At 49.7% G+C, this 16,759-nt stretch carries 12 protein-coding genes; 7 read left to right on the top strand and 5 right to left on the bottom strand.

Features of this window, described 5'->3' with window-relative positions; genetic code table 11:
• The first annotated feature begins 810 nt into the window (after nucleotides 1-810).
• Genes BFP92_RS21330 through BFP92_RS21320 form a run of 3 tightly spaced genes read left to right on the top strand, consistent with a single transcriptional unit; the run spans nucleotide 811 to nucleotide 6,310 of the window.
• On the top strand, nucleotides 811-2,250 hold the full coding sequence (locus BFP92_RS21330; protein WP_239694301.1) for a tyrosine-type recombinase/integrase: 1,440 nt from the start codon (nucleotides 811-813) through the stop codon (nucleotides 2,248-2,250).
• Nucleotides 2,250-5,648 carry a hypothetical protein gene (locus tag BFP92_RS21325; RefSeq protein ID WP_065930985.1) on the top strand — a complete coding sequence of 1,133 codons (3,399 nt, stop codon included), beginning with the start codon at nucleotides 2,250-2,252 and terminating at the stop codon, nucleotides 5,646-5,648. Before BFP92_RS21330 ends, BFP92_RS21325 begins: the two co-directional genes overlap by 1 nt.
• A gap of 2 nt (nucleotides 5,649-5,650) precedes the next feature.
• Nucleotides 5,651-6,310, top strand: a complete 660-nt coding sequence (locus BFP92_RS21320; protein WP_065930984.1) for a hypothetical protein — start codon at nucleotides 5,651-5,653, stop codon at nucleotides 6,308-6,310.
• Nucleotides 6,311-6,670: 360 nt separating this feature from the next.
• Here BFP92_RS21320 and BFP92_RS21315 read toward each other — a convergent pair whose 3' ends face one another.
• The gene (locus BFP92_RS21315; protein WP_239694300.1) at nucleotides 6,671-6,946 is read right to left on the bottom strand and encodes a hypothetical protein; all 276 of its coding nucleotides are present in this window, start codon (nucleotides 6,944-6,946) and stop codon (nucleotides 6,671-6,673) included.
• 17 nt (nucleotides 6,947-6,963) lie between these two features.
• Between BFP92_RS21315 and BFP92_RS21310 the strand changes: the two genes are divergently transcribed.
• The 4 genes from BFP92_RS21310 to BFP92_RS30660 all read left to right on the top strand — a co-directional run bounded on the left by BFP92_RS21310 (nucleotide 6,964) and on the right by BFP92_RS30660 (nucleotide 10,157).
• Complete coding sequence (locus BFP92_RS21310) at nucleotides 6,964-7,434, top strand: 3'-5' exonuclease family protein (RefSeq protein ID WP_065930983.1); 471 nt, start codon at nucleotides 6,964-6,966, stop codon at nucleotides 7,432-7,434.
• A gap of 1,356 nt (nucleotides 7,435-8,790) precedes the next feature.
• Nucleotides 8,791-9,186: a DUF6957 family protein gene (locus tag BFP92_RS21300; protein ID WP_065930981.1), complete on the top strand. Its 396-nt coding sequence runs from the start codon at nucleotides 8,791-8,793 to the stop codon at nucleotides 9,184-9,186.
• A gap of 53 nt (nucleotides 9,187-9,239) precedes the next feature.
• A complete protein-coding gene (locus tag BFP92_RS21295; RefSeq protein WP_065930980.1) occupies nucleotides 9,240-9,686 on the top strand; it encodes a hypothetical protein in 447 nt (148 codons plus the stop codon).
• Between the two features lie 90 nt (nucleotides 9,687-9,776).
• On the top strand, nucleotides 9,777-10,157 hold the full coding sequence (locus tag BFP92_RS30660) for a hypothetical protein (protein ID WP_083221776.1): 381 nt from the start codon (nucleotides 9,777-9,779) through the stop codon (nucleotides 10,155-10,157).
• 968 nt (nucleotides 10,158-11,125) lie between these two features.
• On the opposite strand, the gene BFP92_RS21280 is transcribed toward BFP92_RS30660, so the two are convergent.
• The 4 genes from BFP92_RS21280 to BFP92_RS21265 form a co-directional block, all read right to left on the bottom strand.
• On the bottom strand, nucleotides 11,126-11,827 hold the full coding sequence (locus BFP92_RS21280; protein ID WP_139114098.1) for a hypothetical protein: 702 nt from the start codon (nucleotides 11,825-11,827) through the stop codon (nucleotides 11,126-11,128).
• A 131-nt stretch (nucleotides 11,828-11,958) separates the two neighbouring features.
• Complete coding sequence (locus BFP92_RS21275; protein WP_065930976.1) at nucleotides 11,959-12,717, bottom strand: hypothetical protein; 759 nt, start codon at nucleotides 12,715-12,717, stop codon at nucleotides 11,959-11,961.
• Nucleotides 12,718-12,805: 88 nt separating this feature from the next.
• A complete protein-coding gene (locus tag BFP92_RS21270) occupies nucleotides 12,806-14,488 on the bottom strand; it encodes an ATP-dependent helicase (RefSeq protein ID WP_065930975.1) in 1,683 nt (560 codons plus the stop codon).
• Complete coding sequence (locus tag BFP92_RS21265) at nucleotides 14,485-16,416, bottom strand: ATP-dependent nuclease (RefSeq protein WP_065930974.1); 1,932 nt, start codon at nucleotides 16,414-16,416, stop codon at nucleotides 14,485-14,487. The genes BFP92_RS21270 and BFP92_RS21265 overlap by 4 nt, the downstream gene beginning before the upstream one ends.
• Nucleotides 16,417-16,759: the final 343 nt, after the last annotated feature.

Below are 16,759 nucleotides of genomic sequence, written 5' to 3'. Positions count from 1 at the left end.
CTTACTCAATGCTGAACGATTCAGCTAGCCCCATAGCTCCCCATCTTCTTCAGCGTCTCGGCGTTCTGGTCGTCTCCACGCCTTGCCCCGCGCTCAACTGTAAGGCTCTTGCGCCTGGGGGAATGCTCTTAAGGTCGTAAGTGTTAGGTGAGGGTGGCGATTGTCCGACGGTCTCAAGGCTTTCGAAGCCTTCCAGCAGTGGAGGAGCAACGCGGGGACGCGATCATTCAGCAGGTTGTATCTTTAATTGGCGCTGTCACAGCGTGATAGCTCCTTGGCCGCCATTCTGGGGCAATTGCTTTGGGGTACAGCGGCGGAGGTCGATATCGAATGTAAGGTACCAATGCGGCCGATCTAGAATCGGTATGCTACGAGCATACTCTAAGATGCAATAAAGTTTGTTGCACCTTGTTGATCAGCTGTTCTTAGTGTGGCAGGATGCGTGCCACTTTAGCGTCAGTAATCACTGAAACTGCACAGAAGGATTGCAACTTTGAACAGAGTATATTTGCGTCAGGAAGTTAGTGGATTTTATTGACTGCGCGCTAGGTCGATAAAGTTACGATGCTAGTTGGAAAGTTTAGGATCTTTCAGCCCTGACTCCGCAGTTGATACGTTAATGATCCGCCCTTTCTCGAGGGGTGTGACGCACTATATGGTCGGCATCCTGTGTGAAAAATACGCTGTCGAATGCCAGTGCCTGATCTAAAGCTTAGAAGAAGATGAAATTAAACAGGATGGTATAGTGAATTCGAAATCAACTGAAAGACTTCAGGTGCGTGTTGATGTTTCAAACAAGGATATGATCCTTTGAATGCGCTTGCCCCTTTGCGCATGAACCATGTCGAGCTGTTTGAGACGACACGCAATGGAACTCCGACCTTCCGAATCATTTGCCCTGATCATACGATGACGGAGTTCTTTGATGAGTGGGCGTATCAACTTGCAAAAGTTAAAGCATTCAAAACTACACGTACATATTGTTACGCGGTGCGTGAAATGCTGAACTATATTCATCAAGTCAGTATTCAATGTGGTGGCCTCACTGCATTGCAACTGCGAGATGCATTAGATAGCTATGAGAGCTACTTGGTCAGCGGTATTTATAGCACATCATCCGTAGCCAGAGAGGCTGCGAGGGTGCTTGGTAGCAGAGAACTGGGTGGCGCTTCTATTGCAGTACATTTTGCGGGTGTAAATAATTTCATCACTGCTAGTGAGGCGATGAGAGAAGCCTTACTGCAAATGCAAGACAGTGGCTACGTCTCCGATATAGCTATCTCGATGATGCCGCTCACTACAACCAGGTACATGGAGACGCCTCGGAATGTCAGGGCTGCTATCAGGGCGAACAGTTGGATGGCCGGCTGCATCGCAGGGGGCGCCAAACGGATCAAAAAGAAACACCTGAGCCCGGTTTCTAAGCCCTCGACGGTAGCGCGCACTGATGAATTTGGAGGGGATGAAAAAACCTTTCCAATTGACAAGTGTAGGGATTTGATTGAAAGCGCTACGTGTCTGCGCGACAAGGTGCTGTGGAGCTTGCTAGCAGCATCCGGCTGCCGGATTTCGGAAGCGCTTACAGTGTTGTGGAACGACATTCATATCGATACCGATAATCCGAAAAATAATAAGGTATTTATTGTTGATCCTGACACGCGTCTAGATGTTTTGATCCAATACATCCCTGAGCATCAGCTCAAAAAGCTTGATCATAAGGGGCGGGTTAAGCCTGATACGTTTTTGATCCAGCCCTTTGCTTCAATGTTCTGGCATTACTTAGGGTTATATGACCAAGAACAGCGTGCTCTAGAAGCGAGTAGGCACCGTCCGGTAGCGCACAGATTTTTATTTCGTAATCTTCGAGACGGGGGCCCCATGGCGACGTCTTATCAGGCCGTTTACGAACGCTTCCGTTCAGCTGCACAGAAAATTACGGGCATGAGCTACGGCTTTCATTCGCTTCGTCATATGTATGCGTATTACCTGGTGAACCATTGCCCTAATCCGGTTGGTCATAACAAATTCGGACTGGATTTGAAAACGGTGCAAGTTTTCATGGGGCATAAGAGCATCAAGGCAACTGAGCGATACGCGCGTAAAGACATCAAAATGCTTGAGGCAACATTCGCGGCTATTAATATGCTTCGTATGTCAACGGCTAACTACAGCGTGACCCACGTTCAGATTCAGCATCTTGAGAATGAACTCAAACAACTTAAGCTCTCACTGCAAGGCGACAGTAACTAATGATTAATCTGCACCCCGCCAACGCAATTTGGCTCGTGGAAGAGAATGAGGTTGCTCCGCAGTTCGTTAAGGCTGTAGCGACAGTTCGAACCCTTTATAAAAAATATTATGGTGCGCAGCCTGATAGTGCTGCGGAGCGAGTAGAGACAATTTTCAGGCGTGCTCTAACCTTTGAAGGTTGGGAGGTGAGTCATGTTCAATTGACATTAGAGGCGACGTTCCGCGCTAGTAAAGTGTCGTGGAGTGAAGTTGATCCCAGGATTTCGGGGCTCTCAGTTAGCTACGAGGGGTCGATCTCTCAGTTTTTTCGTTTGGTTTTCATCACTCTCTGGGCGCGAAAAGTTTTCGTTGCGCCTCTCGGGATGCAGACTATCGCACATATGCCAGAAGTATTGGATGCTCTTTGTCACAAGTTGAATGTAGAGAGCCTGACCCTGATTCGCGGCGTGCATCCTGAATCCAGGATCAAAAGTCTTTTCAAAAGAGAAGAGTTTGATAGTGGGAGCAGTCGCGTAAACTTTTGGCTGAGACTTCTTCTAAGTACCACCGCTTACACCATTGAGGATCTTTCGCAATCCGATGCCAACAGCCTGTTTTCCGCTGCTAATGGATCAGGCCAACTGCCATTGCGGAGGTACTACGTCAATGATTTCCTTCTCACACTCTCGTCTCAGAGTGAGGGAAAAAAGCAAATGGTTGAGGATGTTATCAACCAATATCAACTGGAAAAGCGCGAAAACAAACCTGCCAGAGTCTATAAAGGGCGAATCCGGACTGGAAAAGTAAAAAAGAAAGCTGAAAGCGCGTATGAAAAATCTTATGCGGCAGCGCAAGAAATTGCGTCCGGTGTACGGAGTATCAATTTTGCTGAGGATTTTGGTAAATATTTTCCGTCTCACATGCTCAAGAAAATTTTCTATATTGGTGGTGAGGGTGAGGATTCGCATTTTTATGAGTCCTCGCGTTATCCTGTGAAAGTATTTTCCTCGATGGTAGATGGCTTTTATAAATCGTTCATGCACTCTATGAGGCTCCAGAACTCTACCAATCATGAGTTTGTACTCGGCTTGCTCATGAGCTATGTCATGTGCTATCTACCCAATTTCTTCCTTGAGCGGGATGGTGATCTCCTAGACTATCCTAAGAATTTGAACGACTTCAACTGTACCCTTTTTTTTACCCGAGAATCAGTTTTTCTTGATGGTGTAATCCTATATGAAAAGGAGCCCCCAAGATCATTTATTGGTTATGTTAATGAATTTTCTCGTGTGAATAACTGGGTCAGCGATACTCTGTATGCTCGAGTAGGTATCGTCGATCGTTTTTGCGACTATATTGAGGATAATAACCTGGTATTGCCAGGGGCTGATAAGTTTAGAAACAACTTTACGAGTTCATGCTACCCGGCTGTCTCAAAGAAATCAGGCACTGACAAAGTTCCAGTCCCAAGGCCTTATTTCTCGACGTTCATCAGCATGCTTGACAGTCTTGAATACCTAGTTGACCACATTAACGAAATGCCATATTACGATGGTCAATTGGAGCAAGATGTTAACTATGGAGTCCTGGATGGTAAGCTCTATCAGCCCTCCACAGCTGAGCTTATTCATAGTCATGCTTGGGCGGGATTGATTGGTCGTAACGTTAAGGGTATTGATGAGGTTAATCAAGGGTTATTGAATTATACGCCAATTTTTTATCATGAGGATAAGATCTATACTTTCAAGTTTCTTCCTCGTTTTTATAAGGTTGTCGACATTGAGATTCGGGGAGAGGTGGTGAGGCGTATTTCGCCCAATGAAGTTAGGCTAACGCAGCTGATGTGTCACACTGGTATCCGTCAGCAGCATCTGATTTGGCTGGACAAAGATAAGTATGATCGTGGGGTGGATCGCTTTCGCGCTCTTCCATTCCAACCCTTGTTTGTAAGCTCAGACAAGTCGCATGGAGAGTGGACTGCGATTGTTGCTATGCGTGCTATTGAGATCATGGATAGGCAGCGCAAGTGGTATGACGCGTGCACTTCGGCTAGTTACAAGCAGGACTTGTGGTATGGCATGGTTGAGGGATCCAAATTTGGTCGATACAAACCCCTGTTCAGGGGGCAAGGGAATACAGACTCTGATTGGAATAACTCTCGGCAGTTTCGTGTTTACATGTTGATTCTGCAGCATTTCATTCGCGTTCAGATGCAGGACACCTCCGGGGAAGACTTGGTTTCCGTCAAGTCTGAGGGTGGTTCGCCTGCTCCTTTTCTCGACTATTCGCCATATTTCCTCAGAGAGCTTGCCGTCAATGATCTGGTCAGCTCACACACACCCCATGCATTGCGCGCGGGGTTCGTATCTGACGCGATCAGGCTCCTACCGCCTTCGATCATCGGTCAATATTTGACAGGTCAGAGTGAGGCGCTTGTCTGGTATTACGCAATTTTTGATGGCGACAATTTGTCTGATCACCAACAGTTGCTCGCTGATTACATGATGAAAAACATGCAGAGTATTGAGCGGGGTGATGCTCCAGAACTTGCTGAGACCGTCCTCAAGCTTCATGCTAAATTGATGACGTCTATTGAAAAAGATCCAGTGCAGGCTATTAAAACTCACGGCTTGATCAGCCTCGCGGGTGTAGCGGATGACAAGAACGGGCTTGAGACTCTGCGCGCAAGACTTTACACCAAGCTCGCGTTCAATAACTGCCATATTTGCCCGTTCGATAATCGTTGTCCGAAGGAAGTAGTCTCCAAAATCGGTGGGCACCGTCAATGCGCGTTGTGCCCTTATGCCATCCGTGGTATCGATCACTTACAGGCTGTGAGTGCAGAAAAAGATAAAGCAAAAGAGATGATGAAGGTCGTGCTTGACAAAATTCAAGAGTATCGAGCTCTCAAGCCAAGCGCTCGCAATCCGCAAATTTTGGAAAATTTGTATGTTGAGTATGACCACCATGCTTTGGAAGCTTACGCCCTGGAGGCTATTGAGCAGCAACTGTATCTGATGGCGCAAACCGGAGAGGCAAATAGTTTTTTTCTCCGAGAGAAGGATGGACTGATGGCTCACTTCCAGAAAGTCGAGATCTCAGAATCCGACCACGTCCTGAAGCGCTTGGTCGATGTTCAGAACTTTCCGGATCTTTCCAGTCCTCGGCTTGATGCGCAGTTCGCCCAAATGAGGATGAGGATGCTTGTGAACCAAGGCAAGTATGATGAGCTACTGAAGCCGAGTAACAAACCTGCGAGTCATCAGTTGGCGTCACAGATTTCCAGCATGATGACGACGGGCATGCTCAGCGTCCGGGACGTTATGAAAATCAGTCACGACAGCGCCAATGTTAGCATGGTAGCTAGGCCCGCTTTATCACTTTCTGCTAACATGGGGTTATCAGAAATGGGAGCATAGCATTGGTTCAGCGACTCGATCCGTTTGATAATTATAGAGCAGAGCACAAGGCATTACGCATTAGACATATTCGTAGTGCGCTTGATATTCTGTCTAAAGCTACGTATCCGAACATCACAAATTTGGCAATCGACGTTGCTAAAATTGTGAAAGAGTTTGAATACCGAGATTTCGAGTCGTTGCCTGAAAAGACTAAGGTCAAAGGCTTTAAGCCCGTTAGCCATGTCACGCTGCTTAGGAATTCCGACTATCGTCTTTATCTAGATCGGAGCGGCAAGATAGAGGAGTCTGCAGAGGAAACTCCTGTCGTTACTACTTCGGATTTCGAAGCGCTTAAGATCCGCAATGCGAGTTTGAATGGCCAAATAGACCAGTTGAAACTCACGATCAGAAATATCGATTCTGGTGTTCTTCCTAATTCGCCAGAAGAAACGGATACGCTTCGTAGCGAAACTGAAAGCCTTCGTGACGCTTTAACGATGGTTTGTAGGGTACTTGACAACGTTTTGGGCGAGTGTAGTCAAGTCTTGATCACAGTTCCACCTGGGCAGGAAACTGAACAGCAACCGTCGCCCGGGTTGTGGGGATTATTCGATATCATCGCTACTTATGACGAGCTTTTGAAGCTTGATACTTTACGTAGACAACTCTGCAAAGTTTAGCCCTCACGTTTCCTTGGGAGTGCCCGGAGTCGTACATTACAATGACGCCGGGGCGTGGGGCGTTGAGCACCAAGTGTTCAGCATCAATAGGTCGCCCCAGGTCTAGCAACCTCAGGCGCTCGATGATTTTCAAAGACTGGCGATGCCCCGCCTTGATATTAACCCTTGTGAAAATCGTCCTTCTGCTTTCAAGTAGTGTTTATGCCAGTAAGTCTGGTAGGGTGTAATTTTAATCCAGATTTTCCAGCCGCTTCGTACTCGCCACTTCGCTATCAATTTAGAGCGGTCAGTCGGTAAGGGCTCTTTGCTAGCACATTGGCCTAATACAGTGCCCCAGAAATCCTTTTCGAGTCATTTCAGCTAACTCAACGGTGTAGCTTCATAGCTCAATCGTCCGAAAACGCTTATCCGATCAGCAACCAATGCACCGACTCGCTCTTGGGCAATTTTCAGTATATTCAGGATTTCTTGACTCACCTGTTTGGTGGACAGGTATTCCACGACTGGCTTGGGCGGAGGAGCAGCGTGACTCCACATTTCTATGATTACCTTGAGGAGCCCGTCTGAGCCAAAATGCTTGAGAGCCATTTCCCACAGCTGACCTTCCTGCACCATATCCAGGCGAGGCCTAGTCATAACGGAGTTCCAGCAACATGATGGTCTTTCTTGATTGCGAGTTTACCGAGCTCTCGGCGGCAGCGAAGCTGATATCACTGGCGTTAGTCGCTGAGGATGGGCACGAATTCTACGTGGAATTGCTCGATGCTTGGCAAGAAGAAGACTGCAGTGATTTCGTAAAGGAAACCGTGCTTCCACAGCTGTGGGGTGGGAGCTACGCGTTGCCCATTATTGAAGCCAGGATGTCGCTGCTCAGATTTCTGACGTCGTTCAAAAAAGAGATCGAGATCGTCACTGATGCCCCTCAGTTCGATTGGGAGCTTTTTTGCGACCTGGTATATGAGGACGAGCGATGGCCCAGAATCGTTCGTAATTTCCCTACTGACGCAACGACCCTTTCTCCGACTAGCGAGGGTGAAGAGCTGCCTCACCACGCCTTGCTCGACGCCAGGATCATCGCCGGCATGTTCGTATCTGTAAACCGAGGGCGTCCCGGTGGAACCTGAGCGGGTTAGACGGAACTATACCTCTAGCTGATTCGCTGGATTTTCTTGATCTCAGATCACACCAAATCTCGTACAAACCACAAAAAGTAAACTCAAATACATGGCTTTTGTTGGCAAGCCGAGCCGGGGCCTACGGCCCCAAATTAACGAGCAGGTTACAAGGTGCGTAGGGGCAACCATAAGCGATGGTATTTGCTTGAGAGTGAGCTTAAAAAGCTGTCATATCGAAAGGGTCAGATAAAAACGGCGGCCAGCGAACCAGTCTCATTTCCAAAATGAAAAATGGGCCGGTGCAGGCAACGCTGCTTTTCTTTTGAGTTCAAAATATAGATCTCCGGTTTTGAAAAACGAATTCAAGGGCAGAGATTTCATAATTTCTAAAAAGACATTAATGTCGCATTTGTGTAAATCCTGAATCAGGATCTGGCACCATTGCTTATGAGGTTCTCGTGCGCAGGGGGCTATGGATTAAGCCGGAAATAAGGTTATCCAGCGATCGAAGCCACTTGGCGGCAAACCGATCTTTCCGCTCGGCCTCGCGTTGTCGTGTAAGCCAAGCTCAATCTCAACGCACGGCCTCGAGCCCTTTGAGAGCACGTGCGTCAATCCAGCATTGTCCTCTAACAATCAGCTCTAGATTCGGTAGCGTTAATCCTCTTCCAATATCGATGCACAGTCGATAGAGCCAGCCCCGTCTCCCGCGCAATCTGCGATTGATTCATTCCAGCAGTCTTAAGCTCGCGAACGACGCTTTCGCTTCCCTTGTTCTGAGGCTTTCCAGGCTTACGGGGGGCAACCCCTCCATCAGTGAGCTGTTCAGCAAGAATTCCAAGACCTCCTTCTTTCTCAAACGCTTGCAGCTGCTTCAGGGCAGCATCCATGAGGACAGGGTAAGGGGTGCCTTGCTGTTGGGACATACATAGAGCTAGGAGGGCCAGAGGGTTTATTCGAAGGCCCTCAGCAAGGCTCTCGAACTTCTCAAGAGTAATGCTTGTTTCGCCTCGCTCGAGGGCGCTGAGTTTAGATTTCACGGAGGCGTCAGAAAGGTCTTCGTGCCGAAGTTGACGCTGCTTACGCAGTGCTCGGATGGCGCCTGCGAGTGCGATTCTAAGCTGCATGGCTCACTCAAAAGTCAGGATATAGCCACACAGTAGGGTTTCCGTTAAATACCAAAATGAGGTAGTATTGCGCATGTCGCGACCAAGACGGCTCATAGCGAAGCTTCCGTAAGCTCGTTTTGGCAATTTATGGATTTAGATGAGAGCGTTTCGCTGGGCATGAAGACCGGTATGCGGACTATCCAGCAAGCCTCTGCTGAGCAGGCGTATTGTTCGTAGAATATTTCGGAGGCTGTACATGGTTGGAGTGATCGATACAGGGCTTTTCGGAGACCCTGGAGCCTCTTTAGTTGGCTCAGAAGTTAGCCTCCAAGACGCGATGTCTGCAGCCAGAAAGCGCTACAAATGGATGCCTCTCTGCGCCGTAGAAGAATGGACAATCCTAGACGCCGTCGTCACCGACGAAGAGCGAGCCAAAGTATCCGCCGCAGGCTGCCAGCCAATGTTTATGTTTGCCCACAAAGTGTTGGATGACGAGCAGAGGCGTTTCGAGCCAGGTCATTGGGTGCGCTCCAGCATGGGCACCGCTTTCAAGGAAGGCTACCTATTCGAAACACGCAACACGGTCTACGTGTTGCTCGGGCCAGGCCATCGCAAGTCTTCCTCCATCGAAGCGATATTTTCCCTTTTCTGATTTCCCACGGTTCTGCTGGGTAACTGACGTGCTCCAGCAGTTTGAGGCGACACATGTTCAGAACCTTAGACAGCGACCTGATAGGCGTCCCAGGAATGTTCGGGGAGGGCGTGTCCCATTGGCGCGGATTCTCAAGGCTGCTCCGAACGCCTTGGTATCACTTAACCCTTAGCGTCGAAAACGAGGGTCGGCCCAGCGAGTGCGCGGTGATGATTGACGACACCCAGCAGCTTCAGAAAATGTTGGTAAGCCAAGGTGCGGATTTAGCTATCACCGAGATTATGGCTGTGACGCCATCTTGGATGAATAAGTCCGGAGGCTGGCAGATGGAGCGGTTAACCAGAGTAACCGTAGGTGAGGACAGGTCTGGTTCTGAGGTTTGCTTGCTGGAAGTGGCTAAGGGGGCGGTGTATCACACGTCACACCAGCGAGACTTCAAGATTGAAGCGCTGGTCAACCTGAGGCCCGTCTTTCTCTCAAGCATGATTCGATCTGCCTGAAATTTACCAGTAATCCTCCACGGTACCAGCGCGCCTGGTTACGTGTGCAATTCTTGATAACTCCCTACAGGCGGCAACCGGAGCCCAACAATGCTCGACACCCTAGATGTGAATTTTCACGGCAAACGCCATACAGATTTTGATCTCAAGCGAATTATAAAAGCTCAGGCCCAGGGCTTCGATGAACCGGTGACCGCTTACCTTTGCGGAGTTTCCATCAGGTCGCGCGCAGGCATCGGTGTTGTTTTTGGCCACAAGCGCAAAGACCAATACGGGCGGTTTGGCGATGGTCACCTAATCAGAACTTCTGACGTGGTCAAGGTCGAGCGTGAAGGCAGGTTTTGGGTAATGACGACCGAGAATTCTCGCTATGTACTCGCCACGTTTCAGCGAGGTAATGGTCGTTCGAGCCTGCGAGAGTTCTTGCGCCTCTCTCGAACGCTCCATCCAACACCTCGGGTTCTGCAGTGATATTCCGTCGGTCTATCGGCAATACATTTTCCTACCCAACCTGATTTTGGGGGAATGTAAACACCACCTCAAATTCGTTTCCGTTAGGTCTATGAATTATACCCTACGTAGCTTTTCTACAGGGCTCGTTTGCCAGCAATGTTAGAGACTGAGAACTATCCCGCGAGGTATTTTCTCTGCCATATAGCGAGCATCTAAATTGTTCGGCGCCGGCGCTCGTTGCCGTTTAGTACATGGCACGGTTTGCACAACGCTTGGAGAGTCGCGGTCTGGTGAGCATCATGGAGGAGCTGTAAAGCATAGTGTCCTGGTGGCAAAGAGAACGGCTCTTTGTCCAGCCAGTCAAAGCGGGAAAATATCTCCTCAATCTGGGAAGTGCTGAGCGTCTGAATGATCTGGGCGACCATAACCTTGAACTCGGGGGACACATGGTCAACTTCGGTAGACGGATTGTTCTTGCACCGTTCGCATACAGGGTGCATCGCTCTGTAGCTAGAAATTATAGGATGCGCAGCATCCCGGAGTGCGCGATCCAACCAATCCATTTCGTCTCGAGGGTTGATGCACTGCGTCCATGAGACTGCGTGCCAGCCATGACCCGGAAAGTAGCCTTGGAAATCGTAAGCGGCTCCCGGTCGGGGTAGCTTTCGAAAGTGAGTAGGGCGCAGATCTTGGGCTGCGCAGTGGTAATGCTTCTGATGTATTAGGTCGGCGATGATTGAGGACTCAAAATCTTGTCCGAAATCGACCTCTGCGATCTTCCCTTGGATCATCTCTTTGAGTTGCGTCTTCGTCATTCCCTGGAAGAAATCTATGCCTCGGCTCATTTTAATTCCCTGAGTACGGTGTGTTCGAGCAGTGCAGCGAGTAGCCAGTGTCACCGGGATAAGTGGCTTGCAAAGGTGGTCGGCTCAGAGAGCGAACGGTAGGTGTGAGGCTCGTGTGCCACCCCCCCAGGCAAGAATCGATCAACCACCTCCATGAGCAGGACACAATTCGTCTGATAGCGAGTCATCGTCCCTACACGCAAGCCTAACTGCCTCGGCGACACTGAGAGCGCGGGTGGGTATCCAAAGGTTATCCATGACTAGATACCTCTGCTGTGTGGCTTGGTTGCGCAGCTTGAGGGCTTTCAAAATGTCATCAATAACTTTCAATGTTACGTTTGCAGGCGCTGTTTCGAACGTAATGTCGAACACCGCCGCATCTAACTGTAGGTAGTTCTTGCTGTTCGTCGGAGGCATGATAAACGGGGTGACTTTATCAGCAGGTAAAATCCTTCCATTCAGTTCGTCGAACTCAGTCACTGGAATCCAGCCACTGTTGCCACCTGGTAGCTCGTACCCTCCTGCGCCGACAGCTTTTGCGACAATTGTGCGAGTAGCATGGGCAATTGGCTTCTGCGGTGGATAATCTACTTTGAAACGCTTAACGATTTGATCTGCTGGACTATCGTTTCTTAGGTCGAAGTCGTAATAGCGGCCATGTGGTTTAACGAACGATAGCGTCACGTCTCCAACCAAAAAATTGTAGGCTGTGGTCATCAACAGACTGAAAAGTCCAAGCGATGCCAGAGCAGCGAAAGCTTTGGTGAACCATAGTTTTGGGCGACCATAAGGGGCTGGTCGTTTGAACGATTTTGGTGTTTTTGCCGTGCGTCGATTTGCCAAGATTTCGAATCCATTACTGGGTGAGTTTCATCCCTGTTGCTTCAAGCGCGAGGCGCGCTCGCGGTACTGAGATGAAAGTCTACCAGCTGGGTCGCGAGAAGCTAGGTTGCCGGCTTTCACGGCACGTGGAGTCAACGGGCTGCTTTCCTTTTTGTCATGAAATCTATCAGATCTTTAACAACGACATTAGCGGCGTTGTCACTGGATAGCTCGGAGGCTCGTATCCTTCTAACCTCTACGCCCTCCCACGTCAAAGGAACCAAGCGCTTATCAGCATCTGCAGGTGATTCGCGATGATAGGTATCTCCGTCGACCTCAATAATGAAAGTCAGACCTTTGAACACCACTACGAAATCGGGCTCGAGACGATTGTAGGCTTTGCCTATCCGTACGAAGACTGGAAGCGGAGCGACTGCGAGCTGTGCACGTGTCATTGCCGTGAACAGAGTGACCTCAGCCTGAGAGCGAAATAGAAGCCCCTGATGTTCCCTCGAGGCAATATTGTCGCTTCGCACTCGTCCCTGGTTGGTGACACCTTCACCTTTCACATATCGGATAGCTTCTTCTCGCCAATTTTCGGAGGCTTCCCCAATACGTGGGGCAATGGTCACGCCGTTTAGGGCCTCGTCATGAAGGGTTGAGTAGAACGGGGTCACTACGTCACAAATCGCTTTACTGGTAGCTTCGCGTTCTACATCTGTCATGGCGTAGTACAGGGGGATAGGAAGAGCCACCATGAGCTGCCAATAATTGACACCGAAATCGGTGTTGATCAACTCAGCTGTGCATTCGCCTGATACCAAAACGGCAATTGCACGAGCATCTCCGAGCAGTTTGAATGCCTCGACCGCTCCTGCTGCCAGATCTTCCATGTTGAACGGTGAAAACATTAGGTGCCTCCTAGCCTATGACGAAAAGGTGAGAGTCTCGCCTGCAAAACTTTAGGTTGATTCATTACGGTATAGCCCCCCAAGGGTTTTAGCCTTTCCACGCATGCAGCGAGCAGGTTTGATGCCTAGCAACGTGGCTGACGAACTCGCCGTGCTGAGTTCTTCGCTCGTCCCATCGCTTCTTTGAACTTTTGGGTCGAGGGCGTAGCTCAGAGGTAGTCAGCACGAGCCTCTGCTTCGCCCTAGAAACGCCTACGAAGAAAACGCATCGCTCTTCTGCAAGCTTGCCCCAGAAGGCCTGTTTTTCAACTGCTAGGAGGATTACAGAGTGAAACTCTAATCCTTTGCTCTTGTGCATTGTCAGGAGTCTGACAGAGTCACTATCGGACAATCCCGCCAATACCTTGAGCAGATTCGGCTCTTCGGTAAGCAGGGCCCGGATACGATCTCGGACGTCGTGTACGACCTCGGTTAGACGTTGGCGCGATTGGTAGTCGGGCGAGAAGGCCGCTAAGTCGGATGCGCTCAGTCCCTTTAACAGCTCCAAAACGAGCTTCCACCAGGAAACATATGGAGTGTGGGTCTTGCTGTCGGCGACGACTTGTTTTTTGTGAGACCGAAATAATTCTTCGAATATCTGGGGCGCGCTGCCTTTACTGTTGTCGTCTTCAAACGGCGCAAGCTGCGACATCAACCTCGACCATGCCTCTGACTGCCCGGGCTCGTATAGGCAGCTTAGGTAGTCAACCACGAGGCCTACTGCAGGTTCCTTAAGCAGGTCTTGTAGCTCGTGATCATTGCGAAACGGTATGCTTTTTCGCGAAAGTTGCTCCATCAACGCTTCAGCATATTCCTCTATTTGGCGAGGCATCAGGATTGCGATTTCGCTAGGTGGAATGCGCTCCTCAACTATCCAATGCTGAATGATTTCTGCGAGAGCCTCAGCCTCTTCAGCTGAGTTTCGGAAGTGACCGGTGAGTATGTCACCGTCGTCACCATCCACGAGATCGTCAGGCATCACAGCGGCAGCTTCAATCTCTCGGATCACATCGTTCTGCATGCGCAGCAAACGAGGTTGAGAGCGGAAGTTCAGGAATAGTCGAAGAGGGCGGGCAGAGAAATCGTCAGCGTAGGTTTTGAATATTCCATCCAGTGCTCCCGCCCAACCCATGATCGTCTGCTTGGTATCACCAACGGCGGTTAGAATAATAGAGGTGTCGTGGAATAGCAGCTTGATGAGTTCGTATTGATCGCCAGTGCAATCTTGAAACTCATCGAGAAACACATGGGAATAGGTTGCGCGTATCGCATTGCGGGCAACCTCACTGCCCTTCAAAATTTTCAAGGCGAAAGGTAACAGCTGCTTGAAGGTTACTTGTTTTCCGGCGATGTACTCGTGCCCGATTACGTAATCTTGGTCTAGCGATTCGTCCACCAATACAGGCCTAAATCTATCTATGATTCGCTTTGCAAAGCCGTGAAAAGTCACGCTATCGAAGCGTGAAGCATGTTCTATGCCGCAACGCATATGTATACGTTGCTTGAGGTTCCGACTCGCGTCTGTTTTGAACGATACGGCGAGAATCCTTTTAGGGTATCGGCAGCTGTTGGTGCGCAGGAGAAAGTCGGCACGTTGAGCGAGAACTTCAGTTTTACCTGCGCCAGGCCCGGCAGTCAGCACGACTGATCTTTCGCATTCCCGAATCACCTCCCAAGCACTTTTCTCCAGGCGAATTCCTGGGGAGGAAGTCCACCGATCTGGATTGATCATTCAGGCGACTCCTCCAGCTTTGCAATCACTCTGTCGGCCAGCCGGTCGAGTGCTTTGGGAAGAGAGGCTAGGAGCTGCTCGTCGGTAAGTCGTCCGAGCGCATCTAGGTGTGCAGCTGGTTTGCTGCTCAGTTTGAAAAGCTTGTGGTAAGCAGCGAACCAACTCTGCTCTTCCTCATCATATTGCTCTGGATTGAAGTGATTTTCGCCGAGCACTGACGTGTGGTTTTTTGCGCTAGCTGGAATCGCTTCTGCTCTGTATGCCTGAGGGAAGGCCACTAGCATGGCGAAATCAAGATCTAAAGGAGCCGAATAGAAGACATCACGTTGTTCCAGCTCGGTGAAAATATCGAATTGATCGCCATTCCCGGTGCTATAGAAATGATGCTTCCGTATCAACAAACCAGGGTCATTCCAGGCGGGACGAGCCCAACCGACTGGTATCGTGAGACCAGCCGCGTGCTCAGCCAATTGGTCGCGAACATATGAAAGGCGGCCCCACCCACCTTGATAGCGTCCAGTATCCAGATCGAGAAGGGTGATGTAGGGAGTACCGATTGCAGATAAGAGTTTCCAGAAGTGGTTCACGTGCCGCCCCCCTAGGGGGGCGATGGCTACTGCAAATTCGTCAACAGGAGCCCCCTTAGCCTGAAGGATCCTGGGCAGGACGATTTCCTCGCTGTCGCCCTCACCCAAAACGACCAGTCTTGCGAAATACACCTCCGGAAACGCCTGAACAGCCTCTCTCACAAATTTGTAAGCATCACTGCGTTTGGGTGGCAGTAAGATCTTCGTGACTTGGGTTTGTCGATTGCTGTTAAGTCGAAGGTAACGGATGTGCTCCGGCTCTACTCGACGCAGCATCGACGGCGCTTGCGTTGCAATCAACGCTTGAGCATCAACACCTACAGAGGATTTCAGGGAGTTAACGATACGACCCAAGTAATGAGGTGAGAGGCTATTTTCAGGCTCTTCTACCGCAAGGATCGTGAACGCTGGTGGCTTGAGTTTATGGGGGTCAAATGAAGTGTTTTTGCCAGATCTGACTTCCCTCCCGATCGCTAGTGCTGAGAACACAAGAGACAGATACAGCATGGACTTTTGTCCATCGCTCAGGCGTACAAAATCCACCTGGTTTTCACCATGACCTGGGCTGAACGAAACAGATAAATGCCTAAGCAAAGCCTCTATTTCGGAGTTTTGAAACGTCAATCGCGGGGAGGCAAAGAAATCGCCCCTGTGCAATTTTTGCCAAGCTGTGCTCAGGCTATCGCTCAACGCTTGCACAGACTTATTGCTTGTAAGGCACTCGGTAATTTGCTCCGTCAGTTCTGCTACAGCTTCGCGATCGTTATTCCAGTTGGCTGCCCGCAGTAACCGACCAAGAAGGGCAGTGGCGCCATATGCCACGTGGTCAGATGGATCGCGGCGTGCGGGAAGGTAATGAAGGTGGATTTTGTCTCGATGTCTCTTCGGAACTGACGCGGTGGATGTAGGGTTGCCTGCATCGTCTGTCTTTGTCACAAACAGAAAACGCTCTTCGATTTCACCGTCCTCGTACATCGTCGCTTCTAAACGAAAGCGTACTCGTGGCACATCGTCGAAGGTGCGTAGGGCCATCTGATTGAAAAACTCTGGAACGGTATCTGCGTCCTCATCGTCCTGTGTTTCTTGAAAGCTGAAATCGGCCTCGAGCGAAAGCTCCCTTTGCTCTGGTGGATTTTCCTCAGATGCCGGGACGTGGAAATCAGAGCGGCGGATACGTCGCAGATTTGGTTCAAATGCGAACATCCGACAGAGGCCTTGAAGCGTTGCTGTTTTGCCTGCCCCGTTAGGGCCTAGTAAATAGGTCACGTCCTCAAAAGTAACCTCTTCCCCTTCAGGCCCAAAGGATTGGAAATTGTTCACCCGCAGACTACACAGCTTCATCGATAGTTTCCTTACTGAATGTTTGGGGTACACGCTTTCCCGAGATCATTGCATCCGGCCTTTGGTGCGGATGTACGGTTTCAGAGCTGAACGAGGATAAATTTACACAAATTTCAAAAGGCCACCATTGAAATCGATTTTCAAAAACAGAGATCTATTATTTGAGAACAAAAAAAGCTTCGGTGGCCCAGCCTTCCTAGGCTGGAACGCTAGTGTGTTTTGGCCTTGTTTTAGGCGTTTTGCTTTACCTACTCGTGCCGTGGCTGTTTTTGGATTCACGATTCTAAGATCGAAACGGGGGAAAAGTATGGTGGTTGCGGCTTTGTTTAATAGCTCGTCCGTT

The organism is Pseudomonas sp. 58 R 3 (assembly GCF_900006605.1).
In the GTDB taxonomy this organism is placed as follows: domain Bacteria; phylum Pseudomonadota; class Gammaproteobacteria; order Pseudomonadales; family Pseudomonadaceae; genus Aquipseudomonas; species Aquipseudomonas salomonii.
Note: the sequence above shows the minus strand (reverse complement) of the source record. Positions and strands in the feature narration are given on the sequence as shown.